The following is a 16,631-nucleotide window of genomic DNA, read 5'->3' on the forward strand; positions in this document are numbered from 1 at the left end:
GGAAGGCAAGAACGCATGACCATCGAGAAAAACACGAGGGAACTGGACCAGGACATTGTCCGGGACTTCAGCGCGCGGATGAGCTACTCGTCCTACCTGCAGTTGCCCACCCTGCTCAGCGCCCAGCAGCCGGTCAGCACCCCGGAACACCACGACGAGATGCTGTTCATCATCCAGCACCAGACCACGGAGCTGTGGCTGAAGCTGGTGCTGCACGAGCTTCGCAGCGCCGCCGCGTGGCTGCGGTCGGACGACCTCGGGTCCGCCCTGAAGGCGATCGCCCGCGTCAAGCACATTCAGAAGACGCTTACCGAGCAATGGTCCGTGCTGGCCACCCTGACGCCCACCGAGTACTCCCAGTTCCGTGGGTTCCTCGGCAACTCCTCCGGATTCCAGTCCAGCCAGTACCGTGCGGTCGAGTTCCTCCTCGGCAACAAGAACGCCAAGATGCTTCCGGTGTTCGAATCGGACCCCGAAGCCCACGAGATGCTGCGCGAACTGCTCGAAGCCCCCAGCATCTATGACGATTTCCTCGCCTATCTCAAGCGCCAGGGCTTTGACGTCCCGGCCTCCGTGCTGGAGCGCGACGTCACCAAGGCCCACGAGTTCTGCCCCGAACTGGTCCCGGTGTTCAAGTACATCTACGAGAACGCCGCCGACAACTGGGGCGCGTACGAGGCCTGCGAGGAACTTGTGGACCTTGAGGACAACTTCCAGCTGTGGCGTTTCCGCCACCTGCGCACTGTCCAGCGGACCATTGGCATGAAGGCCGGCACCGGCGGATCCAGCGGCGCCGCGTTCCTGCAGAAGGCCCTCGAACTGACCTTCTTCCCCGAGCTCTTCGCCGTACGGACGGAGATCGGCCAGTGAGCGTCTCCGCCAACACCGAAGCGACGGACATCCTGTGGCAGCGCGCCCTGGACCTCGACGCCGCGGATCCGCTGGCAGGCTACCGCGACCACTTCGTCGGCACGGACACGGACCTGTCCTACCTTGACGGCAACTCCCTGGGCCGTCCGCTCAAGCGGACTGTCGCCGACATCGGCAGCTTCATCCAGGACAGCTGGGGCGGCCGCCTGATCCGGGGCTGGGACGAGGAATGGCTTGAACTGCCCCAGAAGATCGGCGACCAGCTCGGCCGCGCCGTGCTCGGCGCGGCGCCGGGGCAGACCATCATTGCCGATTCCACCACCGTGGTGCTGTACAAGCTCATCCGCGCCGCGCTGGCGGCCGTCACCGATCCGGCCCGGACCGAGATCGTCCTGGACACGGACAATTTCCCCACCGACCGCTACCTGGTGGAGGGAATCGCCCGCGAAGAAGGCCTGACCCTGCGCTGGATCGACGCCGATCCCGCCTCCGGTGTCACCGTCGAGCAGGTGCGGGACGCCACCGGCCCGGCCACCGCCGTCGTGGTCCTGAGCCAGATCGCCTACCGCTCCGGCTTCCTCGCGGACCTGCCGGCCATCACCGCCGCAGTCCACGACGCCGGCGCCCTGGTGGTGTGGGACCTTTGCCACTCCGCCGGGTCTGTGGAGATCGCTTTGGACGACGCCGACGTCGACTTCGCGGCAGGCTGCACCTACAAGTACCTGAACGGGGGACCGGGTTCGCCCGCGTTCGCCTACGTCAACGCCCGGCACCTGGCCGGACTGCAGCAGCCCATCTGGGGCTGGATGGGACGCAAGGACGCGTTCGAAATGGGTCCCGGCTACGAGGCCGCTCCCGGCATCCGCGGCTTCCTCAGCGGCACTCCGGCGATCTTCGGGATGCTCGCCATGCGCGGCACCCTGGACCTGATCGAGGAAGCGGGGATGGCGTCACTGCGTGGGAAGTCACGGTTGCTGACGGCGTATGCCCTCGAACTCTACGATGCCTGGCTGGCGCCGGCCGGCGTGCAGCTGTCCACCCCGCGGGACGCGGAACTGCGCGGCAGCCATGTGACAATCGACCACCCGGCCTTCCGTGAAATGACGGCCACGCTGTGGAACCAGGATGTGATTCCCGATTTCCGCGCCCCGCATGGCATCAGGATCGGGCTGTCGCCGCTGAGCACCTCCTTCGCGGAGCTGTACCGGGGCGTCGAGGCAATTCGTGCGCTGCTCGCAGGCCAGGAAAGCGGATCCGCATCGCCGGCCGGGCCGGCGGGCGCGCCCGCCGGTTTCGACAAGACCGCGGACGTGCCACTAAACTGAACGTTGGATCCGGCTGCAGTCCGTGGCGGCTGGCTCCTGTTGTGTACGGAATGCCCGGCTTCGGCGGGGGATTCCGGGACAGCACCCCCGGCAGTGCATTACTGATTCGGGCCTCACGGCACATCTCTAGGAGTTATTGTGGCACTTGAAGCCGCTGTAAAGCAGTCCATCATCAAGGATTTCGCAACGTCCGAAGGCGACACCGGTTCGCCGGAGGTCCAGGTTGCAGTCCTGACTCAGCGGATCAAGGATCTCACTGAGCACATGAAGGAGCACAAGCACGATTACCACACCCAGCGCGGTCTGCTGGCCATGGTTGGTCGTCGCAAGCGCATGCTCACCTACCTCAAGAACACTGACATCACCCGCTACCGTAAGCTCATCGAGCGCCTCGGCCTGCGTCGCTAGTCAGCTTTAAGGGGCGGCCCCTTCCGGACCGGAAAGGGCCGCCTTCTTCAGGAAAAAACTAAACAGGAGGATCAACCGCATCACGCATTCGCGGTCCTCGGTAGTGATCCCCGGGAACGGCCTCAAGGAATGAGGCCCGGCCCGTGGGTCTCGATCGATGACCGGGTGCAGTGCAGGCCAGTAGACAGATGCTGGACTGGGTTGATGCGGCTGGGCTCCGTGAACCAAGAAACGGAGGTGACTCTCTATGGAGGGTCCCGAAATCCAGTTCTCAGAAGCAGTCATTGACAATGGCCGCTTCGGCAAGCGTGTAATCCGCTTTGAAACCGGCCGCCTTGCCAAGCAGGCAGCCGGCGCAGCGATGGTCTACATCGACGAAGAGACCGCGCTGCTGTCCGCAACCACCGCCGGCAAGCACCCGCGTGAAGGTTTCGACTTCTTCCCGCTGACCGTCGACGTCGAAGAGCGTATGTACGCCGCCGGCCGCATCCCGGGCTCGTTCTTCCGCCGCGAAGGCCGTCCCTCCACGGAAGCCATCCTGGCCTGCCGCCTCATGGACCGCCCGCTGCGCCCCGCGTTCGTCAAGGGCCTGCGCAACGAGGTCCAGATCGTCGTCACCGTGCTGTCCATCAACCCGGACGAGCTCTACGACGTCGTCGCAATCAACGCGTCCTCGATGTCCACCCAGCTTTCCGGCCTGCCCTTCTCCGGCCCGATCGGCGGCGTCCGCGTTGCCCTCGTCGCCGACGAGAACGGCTCGCAGTGGGTTGCGTTCCCGAAGCACTCCCAGCTCGAGAACGCTGTCTTCAACATGGTCGTCGCCGGCCGCATCGCCGGTGACGACGTCGCCATCATGATGGTTGAAGCCGAAGCGACCGACAACTCCTGGAACCTCATCAAGGAACAGGGCGCCACCGCCCCGACCGAAGAGGTTGTCTCCGAAGGCCTCGAGGCTGCCAAGCCGTTCATCAAGGCCCTCTGCGAAGCACAGTCCGACCTGGCAGCCCGCGCCGCCAAGCCGACCGTCGAGTTCCCGGTCTTCCTGGACTACCAGGACGACGTCTACGCCGCTGTGGAGTCCGCTGCCGCCGAGAAGCTGGCCGCTGTCTTCCAGATCGCCGACAAGCAGGAACGCGACACCGCGTCCGACGAGCTCAAGGACGAGGTCACCTCTTCCCTGGCCGGCCAGTTCGAAGGCCGCGAGAAGGAGCTGTCCGCAGCCTTCCGCTCCGTTACCAAGCAGGTTGTGCGCCAGCGCATCCTCAAGGACCAGATCCGCATCGACGGCCGTGGCCTGACGGACATCCGCCAGCTCACCGCCGAGGTTGAGGTTCTGCCCCGCGTCCACGGCTCGGCCATCTTCGAACGCGGCGAGACCCAGATCATGGGTGTCACCACGCTGAACATGCTCAAGATGGAACAGCAGATCGACTCGCTGTCTCCCGTGACGCGCAAGCGCTACATGCACAACTACAACTTCCCGCCGTACTCCACCGGCGAGACCGGCCGCGTCGGGTCCCCGAAGCGCCGCGAAATCGGCCACGGTGCCCTCGCAGAGCGCGCCATCATGCCGGTGCTGCCGTCCCGCGAGGAATTCCCCTACGCCATCCGCCAGGTGTCTGAGGCTCTCAGCTCCAACGGTTCGACGTCGATGGGTTCCGTCTGCGCCTCCACGCTGTCCCTGCTCAACGCAGGCGTGCCGCTGAAGGCTGCCGTTGCCGGTATCGCCATGGGCCTGGTTTCCGACCAGGTTGACGGCCAGACCCGCTACGCCGCCCTGACCGATATCCTCGGCGCCGAAGATGCCTTCGGCGACATGGACTTCAAGGTTGCCGGTACCTCCGAGTTCGTCACGGCCATCCAGCTGGACACGAAGCTCGACGGCATCCCCGCCTCGGTCCTGGCCGCCGCCCTGAAGCAGGCCCGCGAAGCCCGCCTGCACATCCTGGACGTCCTGAACTCCGCGATCGACACCCCGGATGAGCTCTCCGAGTTCGCGCCGCGCGTCATCGCGGTCAAGATCCCGGTTGACAAGATCGGCGAGGTCATCGGCCCGAAGGGCAAGATGATCAACCAGATCCAGGAAGACACCGGAGCCGACATCTCGATCGAGGACGACGGAACTGTCTACATCGGCGCCACCAACGGCCCGTCTGCCGACGCAGCACGGTCCGCGATCAACGCCATCGCCAACCCGCAGATCCCGGAAATCGGTGAGCGCTACCTGGGCACGGTCGTCAAGACCACCACCTTCGGCGCCTTCGTTTCCCTGACCCCGGGCAAGGACGGCCTGCTGCACATCTCCGAGCTGCGCAAGATCGCCGGCGGCAAGCGCGTGGACAACGTCGACGACGTCGTCTCCGTGGGCCAGAAGATCCAGGTGGAAATCACCAAGATCGACGATCGCGGAAAGCTGTCCCTGTCGCCCGTAGTGGCTGACGAGGCAGGCGCAGACAACGCAGAAAACGCAGACAACGCTGAGGTCTCCGAGGAGTCCGCACAGTAGTCTCGAGCATCACAGCAGCGGGGCCGGTGGATCAACCACCGGCCCCGCTGCTGTTAAAGGTAGGATGGCAGGCAGATTTGGCATGTGTTCAATGAAAGGCCTTGATGACTGTCGTCCCCCTGCCGCTAGAGCAGAACCAGCACGCTGACACCCTGATCCACGGCGCCGACGGCGGCTCCGAGGTGCGACGCTCGGTCCTGCCCGGCGGCGTCCGCGTCCTCACCGAAGCGATGCCCGGCCAGCGCTCTGCCACGATCGGTTTCTGGGTCGGCGTCGGCTCCCGCGACGAGGCCCCCGGCCAGCACGGCTCCACGCACTTCCTGGAGCACCTGCTCTTCAAGGGCACCAAGCGCCGCACCGCGCTGGAGATCGCCTCGGCCTTCGACGAGGTTGGCGGGGAATCGAACGCCGCCACCGCGAAGGAAAGCACCTGCTACTTCGCCCGCGTGCTGGACACCGACCTTCCCATGGCGATCGACGTCATCGCGGACATGATCACCGGCGCGGTCCTGGACCCGCAGGAGATGGAGCAGGAACGGGACGTCATCCTCGAGGAAATCGCCATGGACAGCGACGACCCCACCGACGTCGCGCATGAGAACTTCGTCGCCGCCGTGCTGGGAACGCACCCGCTGGGCCGCCCCATCGGCGGCACCCCGGCAGCCATCCGGGCCGTGGCGCGCGACTCGGTGTGGGACCACTACCGCCGCTACTACCGTCCCGACGAGCTCGTGGTCACCGCTGCCGGCGGGCTGGACCACGACGTCGTCTGCGGGCTCGTGGTGGAGGCCCTGCACTCCGCCGGCTGGAACCTTGAGGCCGCCGCCGCCCCCGTGCAGCGCCGCTCCACCGAGCGTGCATCCATCACCGGCACGGCCGGCCTGCATGTGGTCAAGAGGCAGGTAGAACAGGCCAACATCATTATGGGTTGCCCCTCGCTGGTCGCCACGGACGACCGGCGCTTCGTCATGAGCGTTCTCAACGCCGTCCTCGGCGGGGGCATGTCCTCCCGGCTCTTCCAGGAGGTCCGGGAAAAGCGCGGCCTCGTCTACTCGACCTACTCGTTCGCCTCCTCCTACGCCGACGCCGGCTATTTCGGCATGTACGCCGGATGCACGCCGTCGAAGGTCCGGCAGGTCATTGATCTGCTGGGCGCCGAACTGGACAAGCTGGCTGCCGGCGGCATCTCAGACGAGGAGCTCCGCAAGGCCGAGGGGCAGCTGTGCGGCGGAATCGTGCTGGCGCTGGAGGACACCGGTTCCCGGATGTCCCGGCTGGGCCGCGCGGAACTGGTCTCCGGCGAGTACCAGGACATCGACGAGACACTCCGCCAGATCAAGGCCGTCACAGCCGCCGAGGTCCAGGAGCTCGCCCGTGAGCTCGCGGCAGCCCCGCGGACCGTCACGGTGGTCGGCCCGTTCGAGGAAACCGAGACGTTCGGGCTCCTGGCCTAGACATTCCAGCTGGCGCGGCGTCATGATGGTGGCGGGGTCACTCGGGAGGAACTCCATATGGGAGAAACTGTGGACCGGCCACTGCCAGGCAGTGCATGCGAGGCGCTTGAGGGGTTCCTGGGCCATTGGACCGGGATGACGCACTGGGAGGCAACGGCGTGGGGTCCGGCGCGCAGCGCGGACACCGAGATCATCTTTTCCCGGGCGGCCGCCGGGCTCGCCGTCACCCAGAGCTACCGGCACACGGACGCGGACGGGAACCGCTCCGAAGGCCATGGTGTCTTTACGACGGACCCGGACCACCCCGACACCTTCTGGTACCACGTCAACAGCCTCGGACTGCCGCCCGAGGCGCCCGCGCGCGCCAGCATGGAGGGTGGCACATTGACCGTGGAACGGCGCAGCGACCGCGGCACCGCACGGCACACCTTCCGGGTGGACGACGGCGAACTGACGCACGCCGCCGGTCTCCGCCTGGGCAAGGCGAGCGACTTCACACCCTTCATGACCACTGTGTGCCGCCGCGTCGCTGAGGGCGACGCCGTCCCGGCATGAGCCCTCGTCCCCGCATAAGGTCTCAGGCGGCTCCCTGCAGGATCCGGGTCTTCGGAGTTCCCTCAAGGGCGGGCGCCGCCCCGGCGGAGTTCCACACCTTCGCCTGAAGATTGGCCAACAAGGCCTCCGCCTGCTCGCGCTGCTCGAAGTCCAGCTCAACGACTACAGAGTGCGGGTCGTCCACGGGTCGGTTGATGCGGTACGCGGTGACGCCCGACGCCGCGCGGTTCACCGGATCACGGTCGAACGCCGCTTTCCACATGGCGAAATCCTTGATCTTATGCTCGATCTGCAAGGTGAACATGCTGCCCTCCTCGTTGGTGTTTGTTGCCCGCCGCGGCGGATATTCCACACTCTAGAACCGGCCAGCTAAACGCGATACCCCGGAATTTTCTGCACCCGGCATACCGGCTTCATGGCGCGGGCGTGCCCGTCCTACCCGCCGGCGAACGGCGGCAGTACGTCGACGACGTCGGCCGCCTTGAGCACCGCGGCGTGGTCCCGGACGGCAACTTCGTTGAGCAGGAAACTGGAGCGGGACAGGAGGCGGGCCAGCGGCGGCGTACCGGCCGGCGGTTCGGGGCGCTCGACGGCGAGGATCGCCTCCAGCAGCGAGGCGAGGGTGTCGCCGTCGGCGAGCTCGTAGCGTTCCTCATCCACGCCGGCAGCAGCGCGCGCGGCAGCGAAGTAGCGTACATTCACGAAAAAAATCAGCCTCCGATGGCGCTCATGCTGCGGTCCGGCTGGACGAAGTCGGGCGCGTCGAGGCCCACATGGTCCATGCCGTGGGCCTTGGGCTTGATCCACATGGCATCCTGCCAGCGTTCAGCGAGCTGTTCGTCGCTGGCGCCCTCGCGCAGCAGCCCCAGCAGATCCACTTCCTCGCGCGAGAACAGGCAGCTCATGATCTTGCCCTCGGCGGTGATGCGCGTCCGGCGGCAGTCTGAGCAGAACGGCTCCGTGACGGAGGCGATGATGCCCACGGTGCCGAGCACGGGGCCGGTGGCCTGGTCGGTGCCGGGAACGCGGGCCCGGACCTCGAACCGTTCCGCCGGGGCGCCGTCGCGGTCCCGCGGGTCGGAACTGAGCACGTAGTCGGCGGAAAGCAGTTCGCGGATCTCCGCGGCGGTGATCATGTTCCGCCGGGTCCAGCCGTGGTCGGCGTCGAGCGGCATCTGCTCGATGAAGCGCAGTTCATAGCCGCGGTCCAGTGCCCAGGCCAGCAGGGCCGGGGACTCGGCGTCGTTGATCCCGCGCATGAGCACGGCGTTGAGCTTGACCGGGCCCAGGCCTGCGGCCCAGGCGGCGTCGACACCGGCGAGGACCCTGTCCAGGAAGGGCCGGCGGGTCAGCTTGGCAAAGGTTTCCTCGTGCAGGGAGTCCAGCGAGACGTTGATCCTGGACAGTCCCGCGGCCTTGAGCCCGGCGGCTTTCTTGTCCAGACCGACGGCGTTGGTGGTCATTGAGATCGGCAGCTCGGGGTGGGCCTGGCGGAGCGCGGCGATGATATCTAGCAGGTCCGCGCGTACCAGCGGTTCGCCGCCGGTGAGCCGGAGTTCGCGCACGCCGAGCATGTCGACGCCGATCCGCACGATCCGGACGATCTCCTCCGCGGACATCACCGCCTGCTTGGACAGCCATTCCAGGCCCTCGGCCGGCATGCAATAGGTGCAACGCAGGTTGCACTTGTCGGTCAGTGAGAGGCGCATGTCCGTGGCCCGGCGCCCGTAGCGATCGACGAGCCCGGCAGGCAGGCCCTCCGGACGCCCGGACAGCGCGGCTGCAGCAGGCATTCCCGCTCCGGGACTGCCTGCCACGCGGGGCTGGGGCATACCCAGTTGAACTGTCATAGAGTCAGGCTACGCCACCTCGCGGCCCACGTCACAGCTGCATGACGGCACGGATCTTACGGATTCGGGAACGATGTCCTGCAGGGATCCGGAGCCCTGCCCGGAGCATGGCTGCGAACCTATGCTGGAAGCGTGAACAAGACCCAGCCGGCCCCGGAAGCAACGGAGCACCGGCGCATCCTCCTCGTCGAGGACGAACCGACCATCGCCGGAGTGGTTCGGGACTACCTCGTCCAGGCGGGATTCCAGGTGGTCCTCGCCGCCGACGGGTTCACGGCCTTGCGCCTTGCGGCTGAGCGCCGCCCGGACCTCGTCCTGCTGGACCGGATGCTGCCCGGCCTGGACGGCGTGGAAGTCTGCCGCCGGCTACGTGCCGCACACAATGTCCCGGTCATCATGCTCACCGCCCTCGGAACCGAAGACGACCGGATCCTGGGCTTGGAAGCCGGCGCGGACGACTACGTCACCAAGCCGTTCTCGCCCCGCGAGCTGGTACTGCGGGTCCGTTCGGTCCTGCGCCGAAGCATGCCCGAATTCAGCCCGGAGCCCTCCGTCGAAGTGGGCGGCTTCGACCTCAACCCGGCCGCGCGAACCGTCTCCCGTTACGGCAGGCCCCTGGCGCTGACGGCCCGCGAGTTCGACCTGCTGGCCTTCATGCTCCGCCGTCCCCGGCAGGTCTTCAGCCGCGAGGAACTCATGAAGGCCGTCTGGGGCTGGGACTACGGGGACCTGTCCACCGTGACGGTGCACGTGCGGAGGCTGCGGGAGAAGATCGAAGACGACCCCACCCGCCCCTCCGTCCTGAAAACGGTCTGGGGCGTGGGTTACCGGCTGGATCCCAGCGACGAGGAGGAGTCCGCCGATGCAGACATCTGAACTCCTGACCATCATCGGCTGGGCCGTGGCCTGGGGAGCCGTGATCGGGGCCGCGTCGCTGCTCATCCTGAAATCCCTGCGCAGGGCCTCGTTCGCGGTCCAGATCTGTGTGGTGGTGCTCGCCGCCGTGGCGGTCCTGACAGCCGGAATGGTCAGCGCCTTCAACGCCATGTTCATCTCGGCCCGGGACCTCGAAGTGATGTGGTATGTCCTGGCGGTGGCCTCCGCCGTGGCTGTTTCGATCGCGCTCGTGCTGGGATCGAGGGTCTCGCGGAACGCGAAGGCGCTGGTCGAGGCCGCGCGGAGCATCGGCCGCGGCGAGAGCCCCGGGATCCAGTCCCCGGTGATGAGCCACGAGCTTGCCGCCCTCGCCGCCGAGCTCGAATCGAGCAGCCGGATGCTGGAGGCCTCCCGGCAGCGTGAGGCCGCCGTCGAGAACGCCCGCCGCGAACTGGTCAGCTGGATCTCCCACGACCTCCGGACACCGCTGGCGAGCATGCGTGCCATGACCGAGGCCCTGGAAGACGGCATGGCCGCGGATGTCCCCGGCTATTACCGCAAGATCATCGCGCAGACCGACCTCATGGCCGGCATGGTCAACGATCTCCTGGAGCTGTCGAAGATCCACGCCGGAACGATGCGGCTCAAGGCCGAGCCGTTGGACCTGTACGACCTCGCCAGCGACGCCATTGCCGACCTCGCCGCGCTGGCGGAGCAGCACGGCATTACGCTCGACGGCGGCGGCCAGCGGGAAAGCCTGGCCCTCGCCGACGGCCCCTCGATGGGGCGCGCCATCCGGAACGTGGTGCTCAACGCGATCGTCCACAGCGCTCCCGGCTCCCGGGTCACCGTGGAAGTCGGCCGGGACGGTGACCGGGCCGTCGTCGCGGTCACCGACGGCTGCGGCGGGATCCCCGAAGCGGACCTCCCGCATGTGTTCGAGACCGGCTGGCAGAAGGACCCGGCCCGGCGGCAGCCCGGCCGTTGGACCGCCCCCGACGACGGCCCGGACAAGAGTGCCCCCGATGGCGGAGCTCCGGGTGATGGCTTCCGGGTGCCCGGGCCGGATGAGCCGGCAGGCGTCATGCGCTACAGCGGCGCCGGGCTGGGCCTGAGCATCGTCGCCGGAATCGTCAGCGCCCATCAGGGCACCGTCACCGTGGAGAACGTCGACGGCGGATGCCGGTTCTCGCTGCGGCTCCCCGGCCAGGGAGCCGCCGGCCAGGAGCCAGCCGGCAGCCATGGCACTTCTGCCGGGGAGCCAGCTGCCGGGGGAGCAGCAGTCCCGGCAGCATCGGCGCAGACAACATCAGCCCAGGGGGCACACAACAGGATTCCGCGCGACGCGGTAGAGGAAAAACTCCGGACGGGACGGGCACAATGAGCAGCGGCGTCGAATTTGACGGGCACGGGAAAGAAATGGACGGGACACTCGCCGGCAGCGAACAGCGCCAGGGGGCACCGCTGGCCCGGCAGCGGCGGTCCCGGGACCTGTGGGCCGCCGGGGCCGGACTGGTGGCCGTGGGGACCGCGGTGGTCCTCGGCGAGCTCACAGCCAGCCTGGTGAGCCCCACGGTGTCTCCAGTGACGGCCGTTGGCGGGGCCGTGATCGATACCGTCCCGCCGGGCGTCAAGGAGTGGGCGATTTCCTTGTTCGGCACGGCGGACAAGGTGGCACTGCTGGGCGGCATGGCACTGGTCATTGCCGCACTCGCGGCACTCTCCGGCGTCCTTGAAGTGCGGCGCCGTTTCGCCGGCGTGACTCTCATTGCGGTGTTCGGCGTTGTGGGCCTCGTGGCCGTGGTGAGCCGGGCCGACCTGACCGCCAATGCCATCCCCGTCCCGGTGCTGGTGGCACTGGTGGGGATCGCGTTGTTGCGGTGGCTCATCCGGAAACTGGTGGAGTGGCAATCCGTTGCGGGCGGCCGACCGGCTGGGGCGTCCGCCCCGCCGGAAGCAGCCCCGGCGGAAACAGCCCCGGCGGAGTCCGCCCCGCCGGAAACAGCCCCGGCCGCGGCTCCTGCAGATGCCGCGGCGCCTGCAGACACTGCAGCCAATGAAGCCGGGCCCGCCCGGCGCCGGTTCCTGCTGGCCCTGGGCGGGACAGCCGCGGTTGCCGCCGTCGCCGGTGTGCTCGCCTCCACCTTCAGGGGAGCGGCCGCCGTCGTCAGCGACGTGCGCAGCAAGCTGGTCCTCCCGGTGCCCGCCGCTCCCGCGCCGCCCGTCCCGGCCGGCGCAGAGATCCGGCTGGACGGGCTGGGCCCGCTCGTGACGCCCAACAGGGATTTCTACAGGATCGACACTGCCCTGCGCGTCCCGCTGGTGGACCCGGCGGAATGGACGCTGAAAGTCACGGGCCTGGTGGAACGCGAGATCGAGCTCGACTTCGCCACCCTCCTGGCCAAACCCCTTACGGAACGGCACGTGACCATCGCCTGCGTCTCCAACGAGGTGGGCGGGGACCTGATCGGCAACGCCCGCTGGCTCGGCTGGCCGGTGCGCGAACTGCTCGCCATGGCCGGCCCCAAGCCCTGGGCGGACATGGTGCTTTCCCGCAGCACGGATGGCTGGACGGCAGGGACGCCGCTTGAAGCCCTCACGGACAGCCGCGACGCGCTGCTGGCCGTCGCCATGAACGGGGAACCGCTCCCGCTCGAACACGGATTCCCGGTCCGGCTGATCGTGCCCGGGCTGTACGGCTACGTCTCGGCCACGAAGTGGGTCACCGAGCTGAAAGTGACCCGCTACGCGGACGACGTGGCCTACTGGACTCCCCGCGGCTGGAGCGAGCGCGGACCGATCAAGACATCGTCCCGCATTGACGTGCCGCGCGACGGGGCCAACGTGACAGGCGGGACGGTGGCCTTCGGCGGCGTCGCGTGGGCCCAGCACACGGGCATCGGCAAGGTGGAGCTGCGTGTCAACCGCGGCGATTGGCGCCAGGCCCAGCTGGCCCCCGGCATCTCCAAGGACACCTGGTACCAGTGGAAGCTGGCACTGCCGCTGGAGCCGGGACAGTACGAGGTCCAGGTCCGGGCCACAGCCCTCGACGGTGTGACGCAGGTTGAGGCATCGGCCCCGGTCGCGCCGAACGGAGCCACGGGTTACCACACGGTTAGAGTTGACGTGAAGTCCTAGCGAGCCGAGCAGAGGTCAGGAAAAGCATGCACCGCACCGAGACAAGGCATGTCAGCGTGGAAGCCCACCGGGACAAGGTGCGGGCCCTGCTGGCCCCGTTGCGCACCGAGGCGCGGGTGGAACGGCTCCCGCTGCTCGAAGCCCTGGGCCGGGGGCTGGCCGCCGACATTCTGTCGCCGCTGGACCTTCCCCCTTTCGCCAACTCGCAGATGGACGGCTTCGCGATCCGCAGCGCCGACGTGCCCGACGGCGGCAGGGAACTGCGCGTCGTCGCGCCCGTCCCGGCCGGTGCCGCACCGTCGGAACTCGCCGCCGGCACGGCAGCGCCGATCATGACCGGCGCGATGATGCCGGCCGGGGCTGACGCCGTCGTTCCCATCGAACAGGCGGTGCCCGATTCCTTTCCGGTGCCGGGGGAGCCCGCCACGGTCCACCTGCCGGCCGCGGCCGTCGGAACGTTCGTGCGCGACGCCGGCAGCGACATCCGCTCCGGCGAGCTCGCCCTCGCGGCGGGGGCCTTCCTCGGCCCCGGCCAGCTGGGCCTGCTGGCGGCGATGGGCTATACGGAGGTGCCCGTCCGTCCCTCCCTCCGGGTCCTCCTGGTCACCACCGGCGACGAGGTGGTGGAACCGGGCAGTCCGCTGGGACCGGGCAAGATCTTTGACTCCAACGGCACACTGCTTGAGTCCTCCATGCGACAGGCCGGGCTCCAGGTCACACGGACCGGCGTCTCCACGGACCAGCCGGACGAGCTCGCCGCCTTGCTGCGCCGGCACGGCCCTGCCGTGGACTTGATCGTCACCACCGGCGGCGTCAGCAAAGGAGCCTATGAGGTGGTCCGGCAGGCGATGGCGGGACACGACGTCGAGTTCGGCGCCGTGGCGATGCAGCCGGGCGGCCCGCAGGGAATCGGCAGCTTCGACGGCGTCCCCGTGCTGGGGTTCCCCGGTAACCCGGTGAGCTGCCTCGTGTCCTTTGAAATGTTCCTCCGCCCGGTCCTCACGGAGCTGTTCGGCGCCCCGGCGCCCCGGGCCGCCGTCCGCGCGCGCCTCGCCGAACCGCTGACGTCCCCGGCGGGCAAGCACCAGGTCCGGCGCGGCACGCTGGCTCCGGACGGCACGGTCAGGCTGGAGGGCGGTGCGGGCTCCCACCTGGTTCATGCCCTGGCTCGGTCCAATGCCCTGGTCCACGTGCCAGAGGGAACAGCGGCGCTCGCAGCGGGCGACGAAGTGGAAGTATGGATCCTGTGAATGATGTAGAAAACCCTGAAGCGGATGCCGCACCAGCCGATAGCGGCGAAACGGACAAAAGCGCAGTGGGCAACACCCGCCTGACCCACCTCCGCCACGACGGCACGGCCCAGATGGTGGATGTGTCCAACAAGGCGCAGTCCACCAGGGAAGCCACGGCCACCGCGACCGTCCGCAGCACGGCCGAGGTCCTTTCCCTCCTCGGCGGCGGTGAGCTCCCGAAGGGCGACGCCCTGGCCGTGGCCCGCATCGCCGGGATCATGGCCGCCAAGAAGACGCCGGACCTGATTCCGCTGTGCCACCCGCTGCCGATCGCCAAGGTCACCATCGACTTTGAGCTCGACGCCGACGCCGTGACAATTTTCGCCACCGTCAAGACCCGCGGCGTGACCGGGGTCGAGATGGAAGCCCTGACCGCGGCGACGGTCGCGGCACTGAGCGTGTACGACATGATCAAGGCCGTGGACAAGCACGCGGTCCTGACCGATATCAAGGTGCTCGCCAAAAGCGGCGGCAAGAGCGGGGACTGGACCCTATGAACATGCCCGAACCCCACCGCCACGGCGAAGCCACGGGCCGGAAGGCAGGCGTCGTGATAGCCTCCACCCGGGCGGCCTCCGGTGTGTATGAGGACCTCACGGGGCCTGTCATCATCGATTGGCTCACCGAACACGGTTTCGAGCCGTTCCCTGCCATGGTGGTGCCGGACGGGGCGCCGGTGGGGGCCGCGCTGAGGGCCCTGCTGAGCCAGCAGCCGGCCGTCATCATCACCAGCGGCGGCACCGGGCTGAGCCCCACCGACGCAACGCCGGAGCAGACGCTGCCCCTGCTGGACCGGGAAATCCCGGGCATCATGGAGGGCATCCGGAACGCCGGAACGGCCAAGACGCCGATGGCCATGCTCAGCCGGGGCCACGCGGGCGCGGCCGGCCGGACGTTCGTCGTGAACCTGCCCGGATCCCCGAAGGGTGTAATGGACGGCCTGGCCGTACTGGATCCCATCCTCGGACACCTTTGCGACCAGCTGGAAGGCAGCCATGGGCACTGACACCGGATTTGAAATCGTGCACGCCGTGCTGAGCGCCGAGCCCATCTCGGTGGAGCAGGCCATCGCGGCCGTCGAGTCGGACACGGCAGGTGCGGTGGTCAGCTTCAGCGGCGTCGTCCGCAACCACGACGGCGGCAAGCAGGTCGCCCGGCTCAGCTACAGCGCCCACCCGACGGCGCACCAGGTGATGGCCGACGTCGTCGCCCGGCTCGTGGCGGAGCACTCCGTCCCGGCCGAAGACGGCGCGACCGGCGGATCTCCGGAGGACGCCGCCGGCGGCGCCCGGGAAGAGCAGCAGCCGGTGCGGATCTGGGCGGCCCACAGAATCGGCATGCTGGAGATCGGCGATCCTGCCTTGGTCTGCGCCGTTTCGGCGGCCCACCGCGGCCAGGCCTTCGCCGTATGTGCAGAACTTGTTGACCGGATCAAGGCCCAGGTGCCCATCTGGAAAGAGCAGTTCTTTGCCGACGGCAGTGTGGAGTGGGTCGGCGCCGGCGAGTAGGCGCGGTGGTGGCCGGCCGGCAGGAAGCCGGCCCGGGATCAGGAGGAAAGAACCCTGCGCCGGACCTCGGCCCGGTCGACCCCAAGTTCCTTGAGCAGCGCGGCTGCCGGGTCGTGTTCCTCGCGGTCCAGCAGTGACAGCAGAAGATGCGCGGTGGTGATCTGTCGTGACTTCTGGTCCATGGTGTACCGAAGCATGCCTTCCATTACCGACCGGGCGCCCGAGCTGAAGGGCGGCTTTTTCCCCCGGCTGGGCATGGGGGCGCGCTCAAATCCTTGGGCGTCTATTCCGATTGACGCGAGTGCCGTGCGGTCAAGCCTCGCCGCCGCTTCCCGTGCCTGATCGAGCGTGACTCCCAGAACGCCGGCCGGACCGGGATCGTGAAGCGCCCCCAGCAGCAGATGATCCGTGCCCAGCCGCTTGTCGCCGCTGGAGCGGGCCTCGTCCATGGCGTAGCCAACGATCTTTCGGGTGTCGCCGGCAAATCGTTCAAACATGGTTTGACCTCACTCTCGGTATTTTGCGTGGACTGACTGCCGTGAGACGCCCAGGGCGTCACCGATCTGCTCCCAGGTCCATCCCTGCTGGCGGGCAGCTCGGACCTGTGCTGCCTCGACCTGTTCTGCGAGGCGATGGAGGGCGCCGACCGCCCGGAGACCGACGGCGGGGTCGAGTGAATGAATATGCGCGGACAGGTCGTCAGTCTCCATGCCTGTCAGTTTAGATTGACAGGCATGGCCCGTCAATCCAGCCTGACAGAGTTGGGGTTTGGCATGGCGGAACGTTGCTCACACGGCATAGCGATCCCGATGTCCCCACCGACGGCGGGGCCTGTAACCCAAGGCCTCC

At 68.0% G+C, this 16,631-nt stretch carries 18 protein-coding genes; 13 read left to right on the top strand and 5 right to left on the bottom strand.

What is annotated here, in order from left to right:
- Positions 1–15 precede the first annotated feature (15 nt).
- The 6 genes from kynA (at position 16) to C560_RS0111385 (ending at position 7,118) form a co-directional block, all read left to right on the top strand.
- Entirely contained in the window at positions 16–870 is an 855-nt protein-coding gene (gene kynA, locus C560_RS0111360; RefSeq protein WP_018774487.1) for a tryptophan 2,3-dioxygenase, read from the top strand.
- Positions 867–2,195 carry a kynureninase gene (gene kynU / locus C560_RS21655; RefSeq protein ID WP_043423002.1) on the top strand — a complete coding sequence of 443 codons (1,329 nt, stop codon included), beginning with the start codon at positions 867–869 and terminating at the stop codon, positions 2,193–2,195. Before kynA ends, kynU begins: the two co-directional genes overlap by 4 nt.
- Before the next feature lie 138 nt (positions 2,196–2,333).
- On the top strand, positions 2,334–2,603 hold the full coding sequence (gene rpsO, locus C560_RS0111370) for a 30S ribosomal protein S15 (protein WP_018774485.1): 270 nt from the start codon (positions 2,334–2,336) through the stop codon (positions 2,601–2,603).
- A gap of 247 nt (positions 2,604–2,850) precedes the next feature.
- Positions 2,851–5,109, top strand: a complete 2,259-nt coding sequence (locus C560_RS0111375; protein ID WP_026538296.1) for a polyribonucleotide nucleotidyltransferase — start codon at positions 2,851–2,853, stop codon at positions 5,107–5,109.
- A gap of 104 nt (positions 5,110–5,213) precedes the next feature.
- Positions 5,214–6,563 (top strand): M16 family metallopeptidase, encoded by a 1,350-nt coding sequence (locus C560_RS0111380; RefSeq protein WP_018774483.1) that lies wholly within the window; start codon positions 5,214–5,216, stop codon positions 6,561–6,563.
- 57 nt (positions 6,564–6,620) lie between these two features.
- Positions 6,621–7,118: a hypothetical protein gene (locus C560_RS0111385; RefSeq protein ID WP_043423003.1), complete on the top strand. Its 498-nt coding sequence runs from the start codon at positions 6,621–6,623 to the stop codon at positions 7,116–7,118.
- Between the two features lie 22 nt (positions 7,119–7,140).
- Here the strand turns inward: C560_RS0111385 and C560_RS0111390 are convergent, their stop codons facing one another.
- The 3 genes from C560_RS0111390 to moaA all read right to left on the bottom strand — a co-directional run bounded on the left by C560_RS0111390 (position 7,141) and on the right by moaA (position 8,968).
- Positions 7,141–7,422, bottom strand: a complete 282-nt coding sequence (locus tag C560_RS0111390; RefSeq protein WP_026538298.1) for a hypothetical protein — start codon at positions 7,420–7,422, stop codon at positions 7,141–7,143.
- A gap of 131 nt (positions 7,423–7,553) precedes the next feature.
- Positions 7,554–7,820 (bottom strand): MoaD/ThiS family protein, encoded by a 267-nt coding sequence (locus tag C560_RS0111395; RefSeq protein ID WP_026538299.1) that lies wholly within the window; start codon positions 7,818–7,820, stop codon positions 7,554–7,556.
- Positions 7,821–7,828: 8 nt separating this feature from the next.
- Positions 7,829–8,968, bottom strand: coding sequence for a GTP 3',8-cyclase MoaA (gene moaA / locus C560_RS0111400; protein WP_026538300.1), 1,140 nt, complete (start codon positions 8,966–8,968; stop codon positions 7,829–7,831).
- A 132-nt stretch (positions 8,969–9,100) separates the two neighbouring features.
- On the opposite strand from moaA, the gene C560_RS0111405 reads away from it, so the two are divergent.
- From C560_RS0111405 to C560_RS0111435, 7 genes are read left to right on the top strand one after another with little or no spacing between them, the layout of a single operon-like run.
- Entirely contained in the window at positions 9,101–9,844 is a 744-nt protein-coding gene (locus C560_RS0111405) for a response regulator transcription factor (RefSeq protein WP_043423006.1), read from the top strand.
- Positions 9,831–11,228 (top strand): sensor histidine kinase, encoded by a 1,398-nt coding sequence (locus tag C560_RS0111410; protein ID WP_026538302.1) that lies wholly within the window; start codon positions 9,831–9,833, stop codon positions 11,226–11,228. The genes C560_RS0111405 and C560_RS0111410 overlap by 14 nt, the downstream gene beginning before the upstream one ends.
- On the top strand, positions 11,225–12,982 hold the full coding sequence (locus C560_RS0111415; RefSeq protein WP_231494323.1) for a molybdopterin-dependent oxidoreductase: 1,758 nt from the start codon (positions 11,225–11,227) through the stop codon (positions 12,980–12,982). The genes C560_RS0111410 and C560_RS0111415 overlap by 4 nt, the downstream gene beginning before the upstream one ends.
- A 26-nt stretch (positions 12,983–13,008) precedes the next feature.
- Entirely contained in the window at positions 13,009–14,232 is a 1,224-nt protein-coding gene (locus C560_RS0111420) for a molybdopterin molybdotransferase MoeA (protein ID WP_026538304.1), read from the top strand.
- Complete coding sequence (moaC, locus tag C560_RS0111425) at positions 14,229–14,771, top strand: cyclic pyranopterin monophosphate synthase MoaC (protein WP_269320028.1); 543 nt, start codon at positions 14,229–14,231, stop codon at positions 14,769–14,771. Before C560_RS0111420 ends, moaC begins: the two co-directional genes overlap by 4 nt.
- Positions 14,768–15,280, top strand: a complete 513-nt coding sequence (locus C560_RS0111430; RefSeq protein ID WP_018774473.1) for a MogA/MoaB family molybdenum cofactor biosynthesis protein — start codon at positions 14,768–14,770, stop codon at positions 15,278–15,280. Before moaC ends, C560_RS0111430 begins: the two co-directional genes overlap by 4 nt.
- Positions 15,270–15,782 (top strand): molybdenum cofactor biosynthesis protein MoaE, encoded by a 513-nt coding sequence (locus tag C560_RS0111435; protein ID WP_026538306.1) that lies wholly within the window; start codon positions 15,270–15,272, stop codon positions 15,780–15,782. Before C560_RS0111430 ends, C560_RS0111435 begins: the two co-directional genes overlap by 11 nt.
- Positions 15,783–15,820: 38 nt before the next feature.
- Here C560_RS0111435 and C560_RS0111440 read toward each other — a convergent pair whose 3' ends face one another.
- Together C560_RS0111440 and C560_RS21660 are read right to left on the bottom strand one after the other, a co-directional pair.
- Complete coding sequence (locus C560_RS0111440) at positions 15,821–16,279, bottom strand: Clp protease N-terminal domain-containing protein (protein ID WP_026538307.1); 459 nt, start codon at positions 16,277–16,279, stop codon at positions 15,821–15,823.
- Positions 16,280–16,288: 9 nt separating this feature from the next.
- Positions 16,289–16,492 carry a helix-turn-helix domain-containing protein gene (locus C560_RS21660; protein ID WP_026266610.1) on the bottom strand — a complete coding sequence of 68 codons (204 nt, stop codon included), beginning with the start codon at positions 16,490–16,492 and terminating at the stop codon, positions 16,289–16,291.
- Between the last annotated feature and the right edge of the window lie 139 nt (positions 16,493–16,631).

Origin of the sequence: Arthrobacter sp. 9MFCol3.1 (genome assembly GCF_000620385.1) — a bacterium.
GTDB lineage: Bacteria > Actinomycetota > Actinomycetes > Actinomycetales > Micrococcaceae > Arthrobacter.

Excerpts from the sequence above, each read along its gene's own strand:
- kynA (WP_018774487.1), top strand. The coding sequence starts at position 16 with ATGACCATCGAGAAAAACACGAGGGAACTGGACCAGGACATTGTCCGG.
- C560_RS0111375 (WP_026538296.1), top strand. The coding sequence starts at position 2,851 with ATGGAGGGTCCCGAAATCCAGTTCTCAGAAGCAGTCATTGACAATGGC.
- C560_RS0111380 (WP_018774483.1), top strand. The coding sequence starts at position 5,214 with ATGACTGTCGTCCCCCTGCCGCTAGAGCAGAACCAGCACGCTGACACC.
- C560_RS0111385 (WP_043423003.1), top strand. The coding sequence starts at position 6,621 with ATGGGAGAAACTGTGGACCGGCCACTGCCAGGCAGTGCATGCGAGGCG.
- C560_RS0111390 (WP_026538298.1), bottom strand. The coding sequence starts at position 7,422 with ATGTTCACCTTGCAGATCGAGCATAAGATCAAGGATTTCGCCATGTGG.
- moaA (WP_026538300.1), bottom strand. The coding sequence starts at position 8,968 with ATGACAGTTCAACTGGGTATGCCCCAGCCCCGCGTGGCAGGCAGTCCC.
- C560_RS0111410 (WP_026538302.1), top strand. The coding sequence starts at position 9,831 with ATGCAGACATCTGAACTCCTGACCATCATCGGCTGGGCCGTGGCCTGG.
- C560_RS0111415 (WP_231494323.1), top strand. The coding sequence starts at position 11,225 with ATGAGCAGCGGCGTCGAATTTGACGGGCACGGGAAAGAAATGGACGGG.
- C560_RS0111420 (WP_026538304.1), top strand. The coding sequence starts at position 13,009 with ATGCACCGCACCGAGACAAGGCATGTCAGCGTGGAAGCCCACCGGGAC.
- C560_RS0111430 (WP_018774473.1), top strand. The coding sequence starts at position 14,768 with ATGAACATGCCCGAACCCCACCGCCACGGCGAAGCCACGGGCCGGAAG.
- C560_RS0111435 (WP_026538306.1), top strand. The coding sequence starts at position 15,270 with ATGGGCACTGACACCGGATTTGAAATCGTGCACGCCGTGCTGAGCGCC.
- C560_RS0111440 (WP_026538307.1), bottom strand. The coding sequence starts at position 16,279 with ATGTTTGAACGATTTGCCGGCGACACCCGAAAGATCGTTGGCTACGCC.
- C560_RS21660 (WP_026266610.1), bottom strand. The coding sequence starts at position 16,492 with ATGGAGACTGACGACCTGTCCGCGCATATTCATTCACTCGACCCCGCC.